Below are 16,642 nucleotides of genomic sequence, written 5' to 3'. Positions count from 1 at the left end.
TAGGCTGGCCCTTTTTCGTTTCTATGGGAGCACCTCGCCTAACCTTAACTAATTACTGTCTTGACGATTGCAGACACGACGGACCTGATGGGGTTAATGTTTTACCTGTCTCAACACGAAACGTAAAAATCCCATGGAGATCAAAGCGCAAGACCACAGCCGCTGGTGGATACTCGGCGCAATGGGCGCCATCTTGGGTGTTATTCTGCTGGACGAAACGGTCGTCAGCGTCGCGCTTCCGACCATCCGCGATGAGCTTGGCCTGTCTCTGCTGGAAGCGCATTGGGTGGTGAATATCTATCTGCTGGTGTTGGCTTGTTTTGCGGGCGCAGCAGGACGATTGGGCGATGTTCTGGGCATTCGTGTTTTGCTCAGTGCGGGTTTATTGATTTTCGGCTTATCCTCTGCGCTGGGAGGGTTTGCCGAAAGCGGATTTGAACTGCTAACAGCGCGCGCCGCACAGGGCATCGGTGCAGCACTGATTTTCCCGCTGTCGCTAGTGGTTCTGATCCAGTCTTTTGACGAAAAGGAACGCGGGCTGGCACTGGGTTTATATGGCGGGATCGGGACAGTATTCCTGTCAATGGGTCCGCTGGTTGGAGGCGTTCTGACCGAATATCTGTCTTGGCGCTGGATCTTCTGGGTCAACCCCCCAATCGTGCTTGTGGTCGCTCTGGTCGCAAGGGCTTTCTGGCGGGACCCGCCACACCAACGGGAGCGCGAGTTCGACCTGAAAGGCCTAATTCTATTGGTGACGGGGTTGGCGGCTATTGTGTTTGGTGTCATGGAGGGCCCGGACAGAAGCTGGGCACAGCCCGAAGTTCTTATGGCCCTGTCAGCGGGTCTTATTTTTTTGGTGTTATTTGTCCGCGTCGAACAGAGGGCAACATCGCCTCTGATTGCCATCTCCCTTTTTGCCGGCCCCGGGTTTGCTGCTTCAAACATGATCCTGTTCACCGCACAATTCGGCAAGATTACTCTGTTCGTGTTCGGCGCATCCTACTTTCAATCAAAGCTCGGGTTTTCACCGCTGACTGCTGGTGTCGCCCTGTTGCCGATTGCTTTTCCGCAGATTTTCATTGCCCCGATGGCGGGGAAAATTGCTGATAAATTTGGCTCTCGCGGCCCTTCTCTGACAGGTACAGCGCTGGGTACGATTGCCATACTTATTGTCGCACTGGGAATGCATTTGGACGTCGCCGCGCTGATCTATGCTGGTTACTTCCTTTGGGGTTGTTGCGTGCCGTTTCTGTTTGTCCCCCCAAGGCGGGCCATCATGTCTATGGTACCACAAGCTCTGCACGGACAGGCAAGTGGCATCTCGATGACATTTCAGCTGCTGGGCGGTACGGTCGGGATGGCCCTGGGCAGTTCGGTTTTTGCCATAACTGGCTCGTTCACTCTGGTTTTCTGTTTTGTTGCGGCATTCGCTGTCTGCGTTCTCGCATTTGCTTACGCGTCCCTCGCCTTAGATAACAAACCCGGCCGCCCAGCGGTTTAAACCTCACACAGGCCGGATCTGAAATCAAAACGCTTGAATGGATCAATGCCCGGTCAGCACCAGCGTATTCACCGGCATCAGGATCAGACGCAGGCGCAGACCTGCAGCATGAACAACACCGATCGTGTCGATCACATGCAAGGCGGCGGCGTGCCAGAATCCCAAATCCTCATGCTCAAGCCGTTCATGGTTATCGGTGTAGACATTGGCCAGACAGTTGCTGCCGGGCGGTATGTCATCGGCCATGTTTTTGTACAGCGGCTCCATATAGACCAAAATCGAGCCGGGCACCTTGTTGGTCTGAACATCGCGCAGCTCATCTGTGGGACGTATCTGACCTGACGGGATGACATCCTGCACCTCAACCACAACCATCGGGATCACGGTGAAGGGCTTGGTCATGCAGCCCAACTCTCCGATCATGCCCGGCTTGATGACCTGAGCGGCCATCTGGTTGAATGCAGCCTGAAACCGGTTATGGCCCGAGCTTGACGGAACCAGAATGCCCGCAGGCCGCAGCAAAGGACTGACATAGTCGCCCACCTGAAGGCCAAATTGTTCAACCCGACCGGTCACACCTGCGCTTACGAGTGTTTTGTCCAGCTCGGTCAGCGCGGCGTCCAACTGGGCGTTGGCGCTGGCCAGTTGGGCCGGGATCAGTTCTTCGATCTGCTGCACCACGGCGGCACGGCGGGATCGCGATGCGGTCAGCTGCGCTTCACGCTCGGCAACAAGGTTTTCCAACCGGTCGATTTCGGCCAATCGCACGGCGCTGGAGCCTTCGTCCCGCAGGGTGGTGTTACGCTCCAAATCCTCAAGCGATTGATCCAATGCAGCGCGCGCGCCTGCGATGCCTGCGTCGGCCTCGGCCAGATCGGTTTCCGCCACTTTCAGCGAGGCCTGAACCTGCGCGATCTGCGCGTGCGCGGCCTCGACCTGTGCGGTTTGGGTGAAATCCTCGATCCGGAAAATCGGCTGGCCGGCAGTGACCTGCTGATTGTTGGTGACGTAAATTTCGGACACGCGACCGCCGAGTTGAGGCAGAATTGTCACCGTTCGGAAATAGGACGCCGCCGTTTTACTGGCAGGGTGGAAGTAAAACAGCGTGGTGATCACGGTCAGCGCAAGAATGGCGCAGGTGGTCAGGCCCCAACGCAGTTCATACCACATGGTGAACAGTGTGATTTCATGGCCTATACGTTTGCCCTGTACGTAACGGCGAAATAAGTAATCCGGCAACACGGTGACCAGCGCGCACATCAGTGTTTCAAGCATCTCTTACTGCTCCTGCTGCGCGGTCGGTTGCGATGGGGTCGCTGGGGCAGGAACATCGTTGCCTTGATTGCCCAAGGATCGGATTGCGTCGGCAATGGCGCGCAAGGGGGCGGCGACATCCGGGAACTGGAATCCGGCTACAAGAATGGCCGCCACCCAGAACAGACCATTGTGGGTAAACAGAGCCAACAGCGCCAATATCCCCACAAGCTGAAACTGAGGGTGGTTGGATTCATGCGCGATTTTTTCCGGGATGGAGTGCAGCGTAAAGTAGCCAACTCCGATCAGAACGATCACCAAAACGGTAAAAACAAACATGAAGGTCAGCAAAAAGTCGCTGCCATCTGCCTGCGTGACGTATGAGGGGATATGCCCCGTGGCCATTGGATGTAATTCTGCCGGTGTCACGTCTTTCTCCGATTCCGATGATAGCTGCACTAAAAACAGGCCGGTCTCTTTGGTTCAAGTTTACATTGCGGAAATTACGCCTCTTTTCCAATAGTGTTACGCATGCGAAGCTTTGCGCATGAATAAAAGCAGATCTCAAATCCACCCGTTTTGGGGTGATCCTAGGGCGGAGTTTCTAACATGATCGATTTCCTGGTCATCGGTGGCGGCATCGCCGGATTAAGCGCGGGCGCGCGTTTGTCCGAACATGGTCATGTCGTCGTGCTCGAAGGCGAAGACGCGCTGGGATATCACACCTCTGGCCGGTCAGCGGCGTTGTTTGAAAAGGGGTATGGACCACCTTCCGTCAAGACCCTGAATGCAGCGAGCGAAGCTTACCTCAGATCGAACGGCTATCTGTCGCCACGCGGGTTGATGCTGATTGCCGGGCATGATCAACGGGACGCGTTTCTTCAGGATCAGGCTGACCTTCGTCTGTCAGAAATCTCGGTTGACGAGGCCATTTCGCGGGTTCCGATACTGAACCCACAGACTGTTGGGTTTGCCGCCGCCAGCAGCGTTGCTTTTGACATTGATACCGACCGGATGATGCAAGATTTCGCACGTGTAATCCGGGCCAACGACGGCTTGGTTCTGACCCGTCAGAAGGTCAACGGCATCATCAAAGCCCGACACTGGCTTGTCGAAGCGGCAGAAACCTTCGAGGCCCGAGCCCTTGTTAATGCCGCAGGCGCGTGGGTGGATGAGATCGCCATGATGGTCGGCGTTACACCGATCGGCATAGAACCGCGCCGACGATCAGTGGCCCGTATTCGCGCCCCTGCTGGTCATGACGTGACGGGTTGGCCTTTGATGTTGGGCGCTGGCGAAGGTTGGTATGCGAAACCGGATGCCGGAAAGCTGATCGTTTCCCCTTGCGAGGCTGACCCGACCTTTCCCCATGATGCCTATGCGGACGACATGGTGTTGGCCGAGGGTCTGGCGAGGTACGAAGCGATGGTGACCGAGCCGGTCACAAGGGTCGAGGCGAACTGGGCTGGGCTTCGCAGCTTTGCGCCGGATGGTACGCTGGTCTTAGGCCCCGACCCCGCCGAACCCACGTTTATCTGGTCGGCTGCGCAAGGTGGTTATGGCTTTCAAACGGCACCGGCGGCCTCACAGCTGGTGGCAGATTTGACGACTGGTGCTCGTTCAGAATTGGAGGCGGCGAGCGTTTCCGCCCTAAGGCCAGAAAGGTTACGTGGATGACGAAACGCAAACTTCCCGTAAATGCCAGCGTGGCGACGGTATCCGATGGGCAAAAATTGGTCGCTCCGGCGGCCAGCAGGAATGCCGACGCGCTGTGTGATCTGCTGGCTCAGTTCGCCCCTGTGTCCGGTCGCGCGCTGGAACTGGCCAGTGGTACAGGGCAGCACGTCGTGGCTTTTGCAAATCGACTGCCCGGCCTGAATTGGCAACCCAGCGAGATTGACACTGAACGACGCGCTTCAATCGACGCGTATGCCGAAGGCGTAGAAAACATAGCCCCGGCGATAGAACTCGATGCGGTCCAACCCGGTTGGCATTCTGTTCACGGGGGAAGTGACCTGATCCTCTTGATCAACTTGCTGCATCTGATCAGCTGGTCGGAGGTGGAAGCCTTGGTGACCGAGGCCGCGCTGGCGCTGAACCCGGGCGGTCGGCTAATCCTCTACGGGCCATTCATGCGCGGCGGTCGGTTAACCAGTACCGGAGACCAGAACTTTCATGCTGCGTTGAGCCAACAAGACCCGGACATCGGATACAAGGATGACGCCGACATTCTGGACCTGCTGCGTCGAGTTCAACTGAATTTAATCGGTGCTGTTAAAATGCCGGCAAACAACCTGGCATTTATCGCTGAAAGACCTGAAGTCTGATCAAGATCAAAGTCAGGCGGCTTCCACGAACATATTCACAAGGTGATATGTTTAAAGGAAGCCCACTAATGAACTGGCAAGACAAGCTCTCGGATACGCGCAACAATCTGCGCAACCTCAACGCTGCAATCCCTGATACCGCCCGTGCCTTCGGTGCGCTGGGAAAAACCGTCAAAGAAGGCGGTTCGCTGGACTACAAAACCAAAGAGCTGATCGCTTTGGGTATGTCCATCGCTGCCCGCTGCGAACCTTGTATAACGCTACACACCGAAGCTCTGATCAATGCCGGAGCAAGCCGCGAAGAAGTGTCAGACGTTCTGGCCATGGCCATTCAAATGGGCGGAGGACCGTCGATGATGTATGCGGCCAAGGCGTTGGAATGCTTTGACGAGCTATCAGTATGAAGAAAGGCCCCGGAGATCTCCGGGACCTTTGCTTAGTCAGCCGTCCTTGCGGATGGTTTCGTTTTTCGGATCATAGGGGCTGTCGCAGGTGACAACCGCATCCCACAGTTTGTCCTGAAGCTTGACCTTCAGCTTGGTGCCTTCGACCGCCAGATCGGGCTTCACATAGCCCATGCCGATGGATTTCTCGAAGGCCACCGAATAACCGCCCGAGGTCAGACGACCGACGCGTTCGCCTTCCGGCGTATACAGCACTTCACGGCCCCACGGATCGGCATCCTCCGGTCCATCGATCAGCAAGGTGCAGCATTTCACGCGAACGCCAGTCTCTTCCAGCTTGGCCTTGCCATAGAAGTCTTTGGACAGGTCGACAAAGCGCGGCAGGTCGGCTTCCAGCGGGGTCGCGTCGCGGCCCAGCTCGGTGCCGAAGGCGCGATAGGATTTCTCCTGACGCAGCCAGTTCTGGGCGCGGGCACCGACCAGCTTCATACCGTGTTTCTCACCAGCTTTTTCCAGCAGGTCGAACAGGTAGTTCTGCATCTCAATCGGGTGGTGCAGTTCCCAGCCAAGCTCACCGGTATAGGCCACGCGGATCGCGTTGACCGGGCACATGCCCAGTTCGATCTGACGGGCCGACAGCCATGGGAAGCGCTTGTTGGACAGTGCGGTTTCCGGATCGGCGTCTTTGATGACCTCTTTCAGAACGTCCCGCGATTTGGGTCCGGCGATGGCAAAAACGCCCCACTGAGTGGTCACGTCCTGGATCTCGATGTAACCGAACTCCTCCATCTTGTCCTCGGCCGCCTTGCGCAGGTAATCGGCGTCGTACTCAGTCCAGGCACCGGCAGAGACAATGTAGTAGTTGTTCTCGCCGTTACGGACGATGGTGTATTCGGTGCGGGTGGTACCGTGCGAGGTCAGCGCGTAGGTCAGGTTAATACGACCGACCTTGGGCAGCTTGTTGCAGGTGAACCAATCCAGGAACTGGGTCGCACCGGGGCCTTTGACGACATGCTTTGTGAAGGCCGATGCGTCGATCAGGCCAACGCCTTCGCGGATCGCCTTTGCTTCGTCAACGGCATGCTGCCACCAGCCACCGCGGCGGAACGAGCGGGCATCATGGTCGAAGTTTTCGGGTGCATCCAGCGGACCGAAATAGTTCGGGCGCTCCCAGCCGTTAACCCAGCCAAACTGTGCGCCACGCGCTTTCTGACGGTCATAGGCCGGAACAGTCCGCAGCGGGCGGCAGGCCGCGCGCTCTTCGTCGGGGTGGTGCAGGATATAGACGTGCTCATAGCACTCTTCATTCTTACGTGCTGCAAACTCGGTGGTCATCCAGTTCGACGAGTAACGTTTGGGGTCCAGCGAAGCCATGTCGATCTCGGCTTCGCCGTCGACCATCATCTGCGCCAGATAATAGCCGGTGCCGCCTGCGGCGGTGATACCGAACGAGAACCCCTCGGCCAGCCACATGTTGCGCAAGCCAGGCGCGGGACCAACCAGCGGGTTGCCGTCGGGCGTGTAGCAGATCGGGCCGTTGAAATCGTCTTTCAAGCCGGAATCGGCACAGGACGGCACGCGCTCGGCCATTGCCATATACTGGTCTGCAATCCGGTCGAGATCGAGCGGGAACAGATCAGCACGGAAGCTGTCCGGTACACCATGTTCGAACTGCGCCGGCGCACCATGTTCATAGATCCCCAAAATCCAACCGCCGCGCTCCTCGCGTGCATAAGATTCGTTGTCAGCATCACGGACAACAGGGTGTTCGGGGTTGCCCGCTTCACGCCATTTGACCAACTCTGGGTCTTTGTCCATGACGATGAAGGTGTGCTCGACCGGAATTGCGGGCATTTTGATGCCCAGCATATTGGCGGTCCGCTGCGCGTGGTTGCCCGATGCGGTCACGACATGCTCGGCGGTGATAACCACCTGCTCATCCGACGGAATGAGGTTACCGCCCTTCTCGACCATTTTGGTGCAGGTGACTTCCCAATGAGTGCCATTCCAGTGGAAGGCATCGGCCTGCATCTTACGGACAATATCCACACCGCGCTGACGGGCGCCCTTGGCCATCGCCTGGGTCACGTCAGCGGGGTTAATATAACCGTCTTCGGTGTGATAAATCGCGCCCTTCAGATCCGAAGTCTCGATCAGTGGCCAGCGTTCCTTGATTTGATCAGGGGTCAGCCATTCATATGCGACATCACAAGTCTCAGCCGTCGACGCATAGAGCATGTATTCATCCATGCGCTCTTGCGTCTGTGCCATGCGCAGATTGCCAACTACGGCAAAGCCCGCGTTCAAACCGGTTTCTTCCTCAAGCTGCTTGTAGAAGTCGACCGAGTACTTGTGGATGTGTGTCGTCGCATAAGACATGTTGAACAGCGGCAACAGCCCCGCTGCGTGCCATGTGGACCCTGAGGTCAGCTCATCCCGTTCAACTAGCATCACATCGTCCCAGCCTGCCTTGGCCAGGTGATATGCAATCGAAGTGCCGACGGCACCGCCGCCAACAACCAGTGCTTTGACTTGGGTTTTCATTACCGGGCGTCTCCCCTTGAATTCAGTTGACACCATATGGCGCATTTGAATGCCCCGGCGCGACATTCATCCGACCAGTGATATAAAGAAAACGACCCGTGCACGGCGCAGAGCGTCGATTTTTCGTGCGAAGGGTTTCAGTTGCCCCCGACAGAGCACCGTTTGCTGCTGCCCAACGTGGCACAGGATGACTTACCCAAACCGCCCTTCCTGACCTTGACCTCAGCCGATGGGGCAACCTGAGGTTCGGGCTCATCCGCGTTCGCGTTGGCGTGGGCCACTTTGCCCATCAATCCCTTAATGAACCCGCCGATACCACCTGTGCTGGCCACTTCGGTTTCCACCTCGCTCAACGCGGAGGCAAGCAGCAGGTTCTGTGTGCGAATGTAAGATAGCTGCGACAGTTCCTGATTTTCGAAGACTTCGCCGTTGGTGATGTCCATGACGCCCTCGGAATTAAAGCCCGAACTGCTTAGCGTGTTCGCTACCAAAGCGGCCGCATCCAGATTTTCCAGCTTTTCCTGACCCAACCTTAGCTGCGCGATTTGCATCGTTTCATAGAGATCGTGCATTTCATCCGCTATTTCGGGCTGCCGGATCAGGGGAACTTCGATTCCGTTGCCGACAACCAGGGCCGGATGCGGCAGCAATGCGTTCAGGCCTGCGTAATCGACGAGGCCAAGAAACTCTCGGATCGTCGCATCGCTGGCATCTGCATGAAGGCGGATAACCACCTCTTGATCAAAACCGATACGGCCTCTGAATGCGCGGTAGTTGGTCTTTTTGCCATCATCCAGCAGATTTCCGATTGTTTCGATGAAAGCGACGCCGTCAATCACCGCATACCCTTGTTCGGCCTTCATCCCATCCAGAAACGCATCCTGCGCACTCAATGCCAATCCGGCCAATGTGTTTCGTGCCGCTTGGGGTTTGAGGGTGATATCAAGCCAGATCAGTTCACCTTCTTTTGCGTAAACAGTGCCTGTCTCATCCAGCTTTCGAAGCGCACCGTCTTTACCGGCAGCGTTGAGCTGAAGCAATTCGGCGGGCCCGCTGATCGAACTGATAAGGGGTACTGCCCCAAATTCTGAAAGAACTCTGGAGACTGCCTTGGCGTCGGGCTCGGTCAGGGCATATTGCGCCCACCCTTCTGGGGGGCTCGGAAGAAAGGCTTTTGCACCGGCATCCCATAGCTTTTGACGTTCTCGCGCCGCTTGTTTCACTTCCCGCTCTTTTTGGCTTTGATCGAACCGAGCTGAGATGGTTTCAACATAACCGCTCAACGAAAGCGTACCGTCTGTTTTTTTGTCCTGCTGGAAGTAATCTAGCCCCGCAAGGACCAGACCAACTATCAACGCAAACCCAATGAACCTTAGCGCGCCCATTATGACCTCAAAATCAATTGCTCCTCATTTTCGCAATTGATAGCAGCAGAATTGGGCACCCTTGTGGCTCTGAGGCGGAATTCCCAAGGATGCGCCGTTTCTACGTGTTCGACAGGATCTTTCCGGGGTTCATGATGTTATCGGGGTCCAGTGCCTTTTTGATGGCAGTCATATACGTGACCGCTGGTCCGAGCTCTTTGACCAGGTAGGGCTGTTTGCCCTGTCCGATCCCATGTTCGCCCGTGCACGTGCCTTCCATCGAAATAGCCAGATCATTCAGCCAACCGACGAATTGGTCAGCTTTGCTGACTTCGTCCGCGTTTTCCATGTCGATCAGCAGCAAGGAATGAAAGTTGCCATCCCCGACATGCCCAACCACGGGGGCCATAAGTCCTAGCTCACGCGCTTTGTCCTGAGTCGCTGTGACGCACTTTGCCAAACGCGAGATCGGGACGCAGACATCCGTGGAAATTCCCCGCGCGCCCGGACGCAGTTGCAAGGAAGCCCAGTACATATCATGCCGGGCTTGCCAGAGTTTATTGCGTTCCTCAGTCGTTGAGGTCGCCGCAAAATCGGTGCCACCGAACTCTTCCGCGATCTGGTTGAAGGTTTCGGACTGTTCGACCGCACCGTTTTCCGATCCGTGGAACTCGAGCAAGAGCAATGGCGTTTCCGGCAGGCTCAGCCCGGAATAGGCATTAGCGGCCTGGACCGACATTTCATCCAGCAGCTCAATCCGCGCCACCGGAACACCATATTGGATCGTCATCATGACAGCCTGACAGGCCGCATCCACAGACGGAAATGAACAACGGGCCGAGGTGATCGCCTCGGGGATGCCCTGCAGGCGCAGGGTAAGTTCGGTGATGATTCCCAGCGTCCCTTCGGCCCCGATCAGCAGTCGGGTCAGGTCGTAACCCGCCGAGGATTTCTTGGCCCGGTGCCCGGTTCGGATGATCTGCCCATCCGGCATGACCGCCTCAAGACTAAGGACATTGTCCTTCATCGTGCCATAGCGCACCGCGTTGGTCCCGGACGCCCGCGTCGCCGCCATTCCGCCCAACGAAGCATTCGCGCCGGGGTCAATCGGAAAGAACAAACCCTGATCCCGCAAATGGGTATTCAGGTCTTCGCGCGTCACACCCGGCTGTACGACGCAATCCAGATCACCCGGGTTCACAGCCAGCACCTTGTTCATCTGGGTCAGGTCAACCGAGATACCACCAGCAGGGGCGTTCACGTGACCCTCCAACGATGTACCCGTACCAAATGCAATCACCGGTACCTTGTGCATGGCGCAGGTTTTGACGATCTCGGAGACCTCTTCCGTGGAATGCGGAAAAACCACGGCATCCGGGGATTGGTTTTCGATCCAGGTGGTCGTGTGACCATGTTGTTCGCGGATTGCCTGACCGGTTTGCAACCGGTCACCAAACTTTTGTTTCAGGATGCCGACAGCTGCCTCGATCCCCACTTCATTTCGCGGCAAAGCGACTGCCTGCACCATGGTCTTCCCCTTTGAAACGCCGGGCTATTCGCCCAGCGCAATTCCCTCACGACGTGGATCGGCACCGCCGACCAGCACATCCCCGATCTCAATCGCATGCAGGCCCGATGTCAGGTCGCGCGGGTTTACTTCAAAACCCAGCTCGATTAGCGGGTCCGAGAATCCTTCGGCGGCGGTTCCCACTTCGACATCATAAGTGCCAAAACGATTGACGAGATGCGGTAGTGAAAGAGCTTGCTGCACATCCATGTCCCAATCTGCCCATGCGATGATCGACTTGGCAACATAGCCGATGATACGGCTACCGCCCGGCGATCCGATGGCCAGAACAGGCGCGCCGTCCTGCATCACAATTGTCGGGCTCATCGACGAACGTGGGCGTTTGCCAGGCTCCAACCGGTTGGCAATTGGAACACCGTCACTGTGCGTTTTGAACGAGAAGTCCGTCAATTCGTTGTTTAGCAGAAACCCGTTTGTCATCAGTCGTGAACCGAACCCGTTCTCAATCGTCGTCGTCATCGACAGGACGTTTCCGTACTGATCAACGATCGAGATATGCGAGGTTGAGGGTAACTCGATCGAGACATCGTCGGCCCAATTCGACGCATGATCAAACTCGGGGTTACCCGGTGCGACCTCTGTCAGGGCGGCTTCTCCGCCTAACAGAGCGCCACGGTCGGACAGATAAGATGGATCAACCAAGCCCTGTGTGGGCATGGGAACAAAATCATGATCGGCCATATAGCGACCGCGATCTGCGAAAGCCAAACGAGAGGCATCACCGATCAGGCGCCATGCATTGGTGTCTTCGGGGCCCATTGCAGCCAGATCATAGCCGTCCAGCATGCCCAGAATCTGACCGACAGTCAGCGCGCCTGACGATGGTGGGCCCATGCCGCAGACCTCATAGGCGCGATAGGTAGCGCACACTGGTTCACGCTCGATCACCTGATACAGCGCCAGATCAATTCCCGACAGAACGCCCGGGTTGCCTTCGGCGTTGCGTACGGTGCTGACGATGCCAGCGGCAACTTCACCACCATAAAAGCCAGCCGAGCCTTCGTCGGCCAAAATACGCAGAGTTTCGGCATAGGCCGGGTTGGTCAGGCGTTGCCCCTGCTCAAGCGGCTTACCGTCGGGCAAGAAATATTCTGCGGTTGCAGGAAAGCGCGACAGGCGTTCGGCATCTTTTTCGACCAGGCCAGCAAGGCGCGGAGATACCAAGAAGCCGTCGTCCGCCAACGCGATGCCATCGGCAAACAGGCTTGGCCAGGGACTGCGGCCCCAGCGCCGGTGTGCCTCTTCCAGCAAGGCCGGTGTCCCGGGTGTGCCCACCGACAATCCGCCGACAACTGCATCAAAGAACTTCAGCGGTTCGCCGTTTTCGTCATGGAACAGCCTGTGGTTCGCCTCAAGCGGGGCCGTTTCACGCCCGTCCAGTGTGGTCAGCTTGCCCGATGCAGCGTCATACCAAACCAAAAATGCACCGCCACCAAGGCCCGACGATTGCGGTTCGACCAACCCCAGCACAACCTGAACGGCGACCATTGCATCAGCCGCCGACCCGCCAGCGCGCAAAACCTTTGCGCCTGCTTCAACCGCCAATGGATTCGCAGCAGCGACCATCCAGTTTTCAGATGTGACCGGCTGCCCTGCCATCTTGGCCTCAAGCGCAGCGATCACCTCTTCGGTCAGGCCTTGCACCTGCCCCTCGGACGCGCCTTCGGGCGCAACGGCATCCGCCGTTTCCTGAGCAGTCAATGGTCCTGCCAGCACCACCGCCGACAGCAACACTCCCGAAATCAGACTTCGTTTCATCGTATCCTCCTGAAAATATGCGTGTGTAAATTGGCACCGCCCGCATCAAAACACGGGAAACACCTGATCAAAGCATTGCGGGGACCACCTGATCCGGTGGGCGGTGACCGTCTTCGAAAGTCTTGATATTTATAATAACTTTCTCGCCCATTTCGATCCGACCCTCTAACGTGGCCGACCCCATGTGGGGCAGCAGAACAACGTTTGGTAACTGTCGCAATCTTGGGTTCACATCCGTCCCATGCTCATAGACATCTAGGCCCGCGCCGGCGATTTCGCCCGAGCGTATCCGACGCGTCAGAGCGTTTTCGTCGATCACCTCACCCCTTGAGGTATTCACGATAACGGCTGTCGGCTTCATCAATTTCAGCCGTCGTGCATTCATCAAATGGAAGGTAGACGGTGTCGACGGGCAATGGACCGAAATCACATCCATTCGCGCCACCATCTGGTCGAGGCTTTCCCAGTAGGTCGCTTCCATCTCTTGTTCGGTCTCGGGGCGAAGCCTGCGACGGTTGTGGTAATGTACCTGCATTCCAAATGCGCTGGCACGGCGGGCCACGGCCTGGCCGATACGCCCCATGCCAAGAACGCCCAAACGCCGCCCGCCGATACGTCCGCCCAACAAGGCATTCGGCGCCCACCCGGTCCAATCGCCTTTCTGCATGACAGACAGACCCTCGGGAATTCGGCGGGTCACAGCGAGAATCAGCGCCATGGTCATATCAGCGGTATCGTCGGTCAGAACCCCCGGAGTGTTCGACACCAGAATGCCCCTCTGACGCGCGGTCGAGACATCGATATTGTCGACCCCTGCCCCGTAATTCGCGATCAAGCGCAGGTTTTCACCCGCTTGCCCCAAAAGGCCACCGTCGATCGTATCGGTCACGGTTGGCACCAGAACATCGGCGGTTTTCACGGCCTTCACCAGTTCTTCGCGGGTCATCGGGCTGTCATCGTCGCGCAACTGCACATCGAACAATTCGCTTAACCGGGTTTCAACCGCCTCGGGCAACCGTCGCGTAACGACAACACTCAGACGTTCTCTTGACACCTCTGCACTCCCACTGCTTTGCAAACCTTCGCGCGCCATGTCATCGTGGCGCAGGATAAGGCGGGGCACAAGAACCCCATAGGCATTGAGTCGACCTTTTTTCGAAGCAAGATCAACAGGCACAAGAGCAGACAGTAAGTGAGTGGTTTTCTACCCGTAAAACGCCTTGTTTCGGCGGCATTCGCTGTTTTCCTAACCGTGCTTGGCACCCTGCCCGCCAGCGCGCAGGACAAGCGTGGCCAAGTCACCAACCTGCCCCTTCCACGGTTTGTCTCGATGAAAGCCGCCGAGGGCAATGTGCGCCGAGGCCCATCACTGACTCACCGAATCGATTGGGTTTTCAAACGGCGCGGCATGCCACTGCAGATAACGGCAGAATACGGAAACTGGCGCAGGGTTCAGGACCGCGACGGCGCCGGGGGATGGGTGCACTACGCCCTGTTGTCCGGTGTTCGAACGGTGTTAGTCGATGCCGAACTACTGCCCGTGTACACCAGTCCGGACCCAAAGGCCCCGGTCAGCGCCCAATTTGAAACCGGCGTCGTGGCGCGCCTTGGCAGCTGTTCGTTGGATTGGTGTCAGATTTCTGCGGGCGGGTATCGCGGCTGGGCACAGAAAACGAACCTTTGGGGCGTCGACCCAGCCGAAATCCGAGAATAACCTAGTCGGATAGGGGTGTGCGCGCGATGAAATCGCAGGTCAGCTTGACCAGTTCCGGACCAACGTCTTCTTGCAAGAAATGCCCCGCATTCGGCAAGATAACATGAGGCTGCCCTGCGGCCCCCGGGCACAGTTTCTGGAACACCGCATCAATCCCCGCCATGACCAGATCATCGGCCCCGAAAGCAGTGAGGACAGGTGTCTGAAGCCCTCGGATCACCTCCCAAGCCCGCCGGTTCGGACCCGAGGACGGATCACCAGGCGTCGCTGGCACTAGCATAGGAAACTGCCGCGCCCCGGCCTTGTAACTTTCATCTGGAAAAGGCGCATCATAGGCCGCGATAACGTCTTCGGACAGTGACGATACAGTTCCGCCTTTCAGAATTCCACCGGCCGGAAATACCGGAACCTCCTGGCTGAACCTGCGCCAGTTCTCAAACGCTGCGCCCATTGGCTGATCGCCAGTTGGCAGCGCCGTGTTGGCAATCACTATGCGCGCGAACCTCTCCGGCAGCTCTGCCCATAACCGCAGCCCGATTAGCCCGCCCCAGTCCTGGCAAACCAGAGTGATGTTGCGCAGGTTTACCTTGCGCAGCCACTCACCCATCCAAGCCACGTGCCGCTCATAAGTGTAGTCGCTTCGTTCAGTTGGCTTGTCGGATCGCCCGAACCCAATCAGGTCTGGCGCAACCGCGCGATGTCCCTGCGCGACGAATCCCGCAATCATGTGACGGTAAAGGTAGGACCAGCTTGGCTCGCCATGCATCATCAGTATCGGATCGGCCTCGGCTGGCCCTTCATCCACATAATGCATCCGCAACTGGCCGCCTTCGGTGTCATCCACCTGCGCGTAATTCGGTGCAAACGGATAATCTGAGAGCCCGTCAAACCAGGTATCTGGCGTACGTAGAAACTTCATTCTCTTCCCTTTCAGAGTTTCCAACCCGAACGCCCTGCCACCAATGCGCGCATCCAGCCCATCGCGAAACATTAGATTTCAAAAACCGCACCGCAAGATCAGGCTCTATGAGCGACCCATTCCGCATAAACGCCGCGGCCCTGGCAAACGACCAGATCACAGCAGGATTGAACACCTTTCCCAGGAAAACAAGCCACTCTCAGGTCTTCGGTTAGCGCCTTTAGATTTTTTTCAATCCGCACTCATTTTTTTGTCTGAAAGGTCTTGAACCCACCGATCAACAATCGTAGACAGCGCCTCACCGTTGGGGTGTAGCCAAGTGGTAAGGCAACTGTTTTTGGTACAGTGTACCGTAGGTTCGAATCCTACCACCCCAGCCACCTTTTCAAGAAAAGTCAGGAAAATAAGGGGCGACAGAGCCCCCGAAAAATCCGATGTAACACAGACTGCCAGAAATCGATACGGCGGTCTGTAGCGCAAACCCGGTGACTATGCAGGCCCCTAACTAATGCGCCGCGACCGTATTTTCTATTTCCGAAAACGCCTGCCAAAAAAAATATCAAACCAGGTCCCAAACCAGTTTCTTTGCCTGCCGCTGCAAACCGACCTCCCGCTCGACGCCGTGAAGCGCGCAGCCGCGTTGCTCACCGTCCTCGAGCAGATGGAGAAGATACACGTGGAAGCACTGATTAAAGATTCGCGGACCCCCGAGACCGCCAAAGCCGTCTTGACCGAGATGCTACGCTCAGCACTTGAGGTCATGTTGCAAGAGCAAAACCAAGACAGTGCCTTGAGCGCTGGCGAGGTCGACCAGAGGATCGAAGCGCTGCAGGAAGAAAACCGACGTCTCCGGCAGGCCGCAAGGAACAGACAATGGACCGACGTCGAGCCTTTGCTGCGCGCCGCTGGAGACCGCGTTGCCCTAAATCTTCCAACGCCGATTTCAAACGATCTGGGCAAACGTGCGACAGCTTTGCAACGTCGGCTCAATGACGCGGAAGTTGCCGCGCAAGAAGGCGACGACGTGCACTATGCCGGCTCGGAACTCTTGGCTGAACACGGCTGGATGACTTCGACAAGTTCGTTCAGGCACCGGTTCAGCTTTCCCGGGCACGCACAGGAACCACAAAAACTATCCCACCAAGGCCATGAAGGAAATAACAGCTTCCGTTTTTCTTTCTGTCTTTCTTTCAGCCTACGCCGCTTGATGTCAGGCCGCGACTAATCTTCGGTTTGCCATAGCAATCTTTGCAACACTAAGACGGGTAT

14 protein-coding genes and 1 tRNA gene are annotated in these 16,642 nt (G+C 57.0%); 7 read left to right on the top strand and 8 right to left on the bottom strand.

Going from position 1 to position 16,642, the window contains the following annotated elements:
- The first annotated feature begins 133 nt into the window (after window positions 1–133).
- Window positions 134–1,501: an MFS transporter gene (locus AC2FJE_RS17295; RefSeq protein ID WP_496761225.1), complete on the top strand. Its 1,368-nt coding sequence runs from the start codon at window positions 134–136 to the stop codon at window positions 1,499–1,501.
- A gap of 42 nt (window positions 1,502–1,543) precedes the next feature.
- On the opposite strand, the gene AC2FJE_RS17290 is transcribed toward AC2FJE_RS17295, so the two are convergent.
- Both AC2FJE_RS17290 and AC2FJE_RS17285 read right to left on the bottom strand, forming a co-directional pair.
- Window positions 1,544–2,776 (bottom strand): HlyD family secretion protein, encoded by a 1,233-nt coding sequence (locus AC2FJE_RS17290; RefSeq protein WP_282118935.1) that lies wholly within the window; start codon window positions 2,774–2,776, stop codon window positions 1,544–1,546.
- 3 nt (window positions 2,777–2,779) lie between these two features.
- A complete protein-coding gene (locus AC2FJE_RS17285; protein ID WP_370246295.1) occupies window positions 2,780–3,184 on the bottom strand; it encodes a hypothetical protein in 405 nt (134 codons plus the stop codon).
- Between the two features lie 180 nt (window positions 3,185–3,364).
- Here AC2FJE_RS17285 and AC2FJE_RS17280 point away from each other — a divergent pair, with 180 nt between their 5' ends.
- The 3 genes from AC2FJE_RS17280 (at window position 3,365) to AC2FJE_RS17270 (ending at window position 5,486) form a co-directional block, all read left to right on the top strand.
- Window positions 3,365–4,432, top strand: a complete 1,068-nt coding sequence (locus AC2FJE_RS17280) for an NAD(P)/FAD-dependent oxidoreductase (RefSeq protein ID WP_496757479.1) — start codon at window positions 3,365–3,367, stop codon at window positions 4,430–4,432.
- Window positions 4,429–5,082 carry a DUF938 domain-containing protein gene (locus AC2FJE_RS17275; RefSeq protein WP_496757474.1) on the top strand — a complete coding sequence of 218 codons (654 nt, stop codon included), beginning with the start codon at window positions 4,429–4,431 and terminating at the stop codon, window positions 5,080–5,082. Before AC2FJE_RS17280 ends, AC2FJE_RS17275 begins: the two co-directional genes overlap by 4 nt.
- Before the next feature lie 68 nt (window positions 5,083–5,150).
- Window positions 5,151–5,486 (top strand): carboxymuconolactone decarboxylase family protein, encoded by a 336-nt coding sequence (locus tag AC2FJE_RS17270; RefSeq protein ID WP_058275472.1) that lies wholly within the window; start codon window positions 5,151–5,153, stop codon window positions 5,484–5,486.
- A 36-nt stretch (window positions 5,487–5,522) separates the two neighbouring features.
- Here the strand turns inward: AC2FJE_RS17270 and AC2FJE_RS17265 are convergent, their stop codons facing one another.
- The 5 genes from AC2FJE_RS17265 to AC2FJE_RS17245 all read right to left on the bottom strand — a co-directional run bounded on the left by AC2FJE_RS17265 (window position 5,523) and on the right by AC2FJE_RS17245 (window position 13,794).
- A complete protein-coding gene (locus AC2FJE_RS17265; protein WP_496757472.1) occupies window positions 5,523–8,030 on the bottom strand; it encodes a GcvT family protein in 2,508 nt (835 codons plus the stop codon).
- Between the two features lie 137 nt (window positions 8,031–8,167).
- Window positions 8,168–9,415: a hypothetical protein gene (locus AC2FJE_RS17260; RefSeq protein ID WP_496757469.1), complete on the bottom strand. Its 1,248-nt coding sequence runs from the start codon at window positions 9,413–9,415 to the stop codon at window positions 8,168–8,170.
- A 100-nt stretch (window positions 9,416–9,515) separates the two neighbouring features.
- Window positions 9,516–10,922, bottom strand: coding sequence for an FAD-binding oxidoreductase (locus AC2FJE_RS17255; RefSeq protein ID WP_496761223.1), 1,407 nt, complete (start codon window positions 10,920–10,922; stop codon window positions 9,516–9,518).
- 24 nt (window positions 10,923–10,946) lie between these two features.
- Window positions 10,947–12,740: a gamma-glutamyltransferase gene (ggt, locus tag AC2FJE_RS17250; RefSeq protein WP_282169010.1), complete on the bottom strand. Its 1,794-nt coding sequence runs from the start codon at window positions 12,738–12,740 to the stop codon at window positions 10,947–10,949.
- A gap of 67 nt (window positions 12,741–12,807) precedes the next feature.
- Window positions 12,808–13,794 (bottom strand): 2-hydroxyacid dehydrogenase, encoded by a 987-nt coding sequence (locus AC2FJE_RS17245; RefSeq protein WP_282169011.1) that lies wholly within the window; start codon window positions 13,792–13,794, stop codon window positions 12,808–12,810.
- 198 nt (window positions 13,795–13,992) lie between these two features.
- Between AC2FJE_RS17245 and AC2FJE_RS17240 the strand changes: the two genes are divergently transcribed.
- The gene (locus tag AC2FJE_RS17240; protein WP_234416571.1) at window positions 13,993–14,454 is read left to right on the top strand and encodes an SH3 domain-containing protein; all 462 of its coding nucleotides are present in this window, start codon (window positions 13,993–13,995) and stop codon (window positions 14,452–14,454) included.
- 1 nt (window position 14,455) lies between these two features.
- Here the strand turns inward: AC2FJE_RS17240 and AC2FJE_RS17235 are convergent, their stop codons facing one another.
- The gene (locus AC2FJE_RS17235; RefSeq protein ID WP_496757465.1) at window positions 14,456–15,373 is read right to left on the bottom strand and encodes a haloalkane dehalogenase; all 918 of its coding nucleotides are present in this window, start codon (window positions 15,371–15,373) and stop codon (window positions 14,456–14,458) included.
- A 305-nt stretch (window positions 15,374–15,678) separates the two neighbouring features.
- Between AC2FJE_RS17235 and AC2FJE_RS17230 the strand changes: the two genes are divergently transcribed.
- Together AC2FJE_RS17230 and AC2FJE_RS17225 are read left to right on the top strand one after the other, a co-directional pair.
- A tRNA-Gln gene (locus tag AC2FJE_RS17230) sits at window positions 15,679–15,753 on the top strand.
- Between the two features lie 128 nt (window positions 15,754–15,881).
- Window positions 15,882–16,598, top strand: coding sequence for a hypothetical protein (locus tag AC2FJE_RS17225; RefSeq protein WP_496757461.1), 717 nt, complete (start codon window positions 15,882–15,884; stop codon window positions 16,596–16,598).
- Window positions 16,599–16,642 lie beyond the last annotated feature (44 nt).

The sequence above is a fragment of the Ruegeria sp. CDSC002 genome (assembly GCF_059610905.1).
The sequence above is the reverse complement of the archived record's forward strand: the minus strand, read 5'-3'. Positions and strand labels throughout refer to the sequence as shown.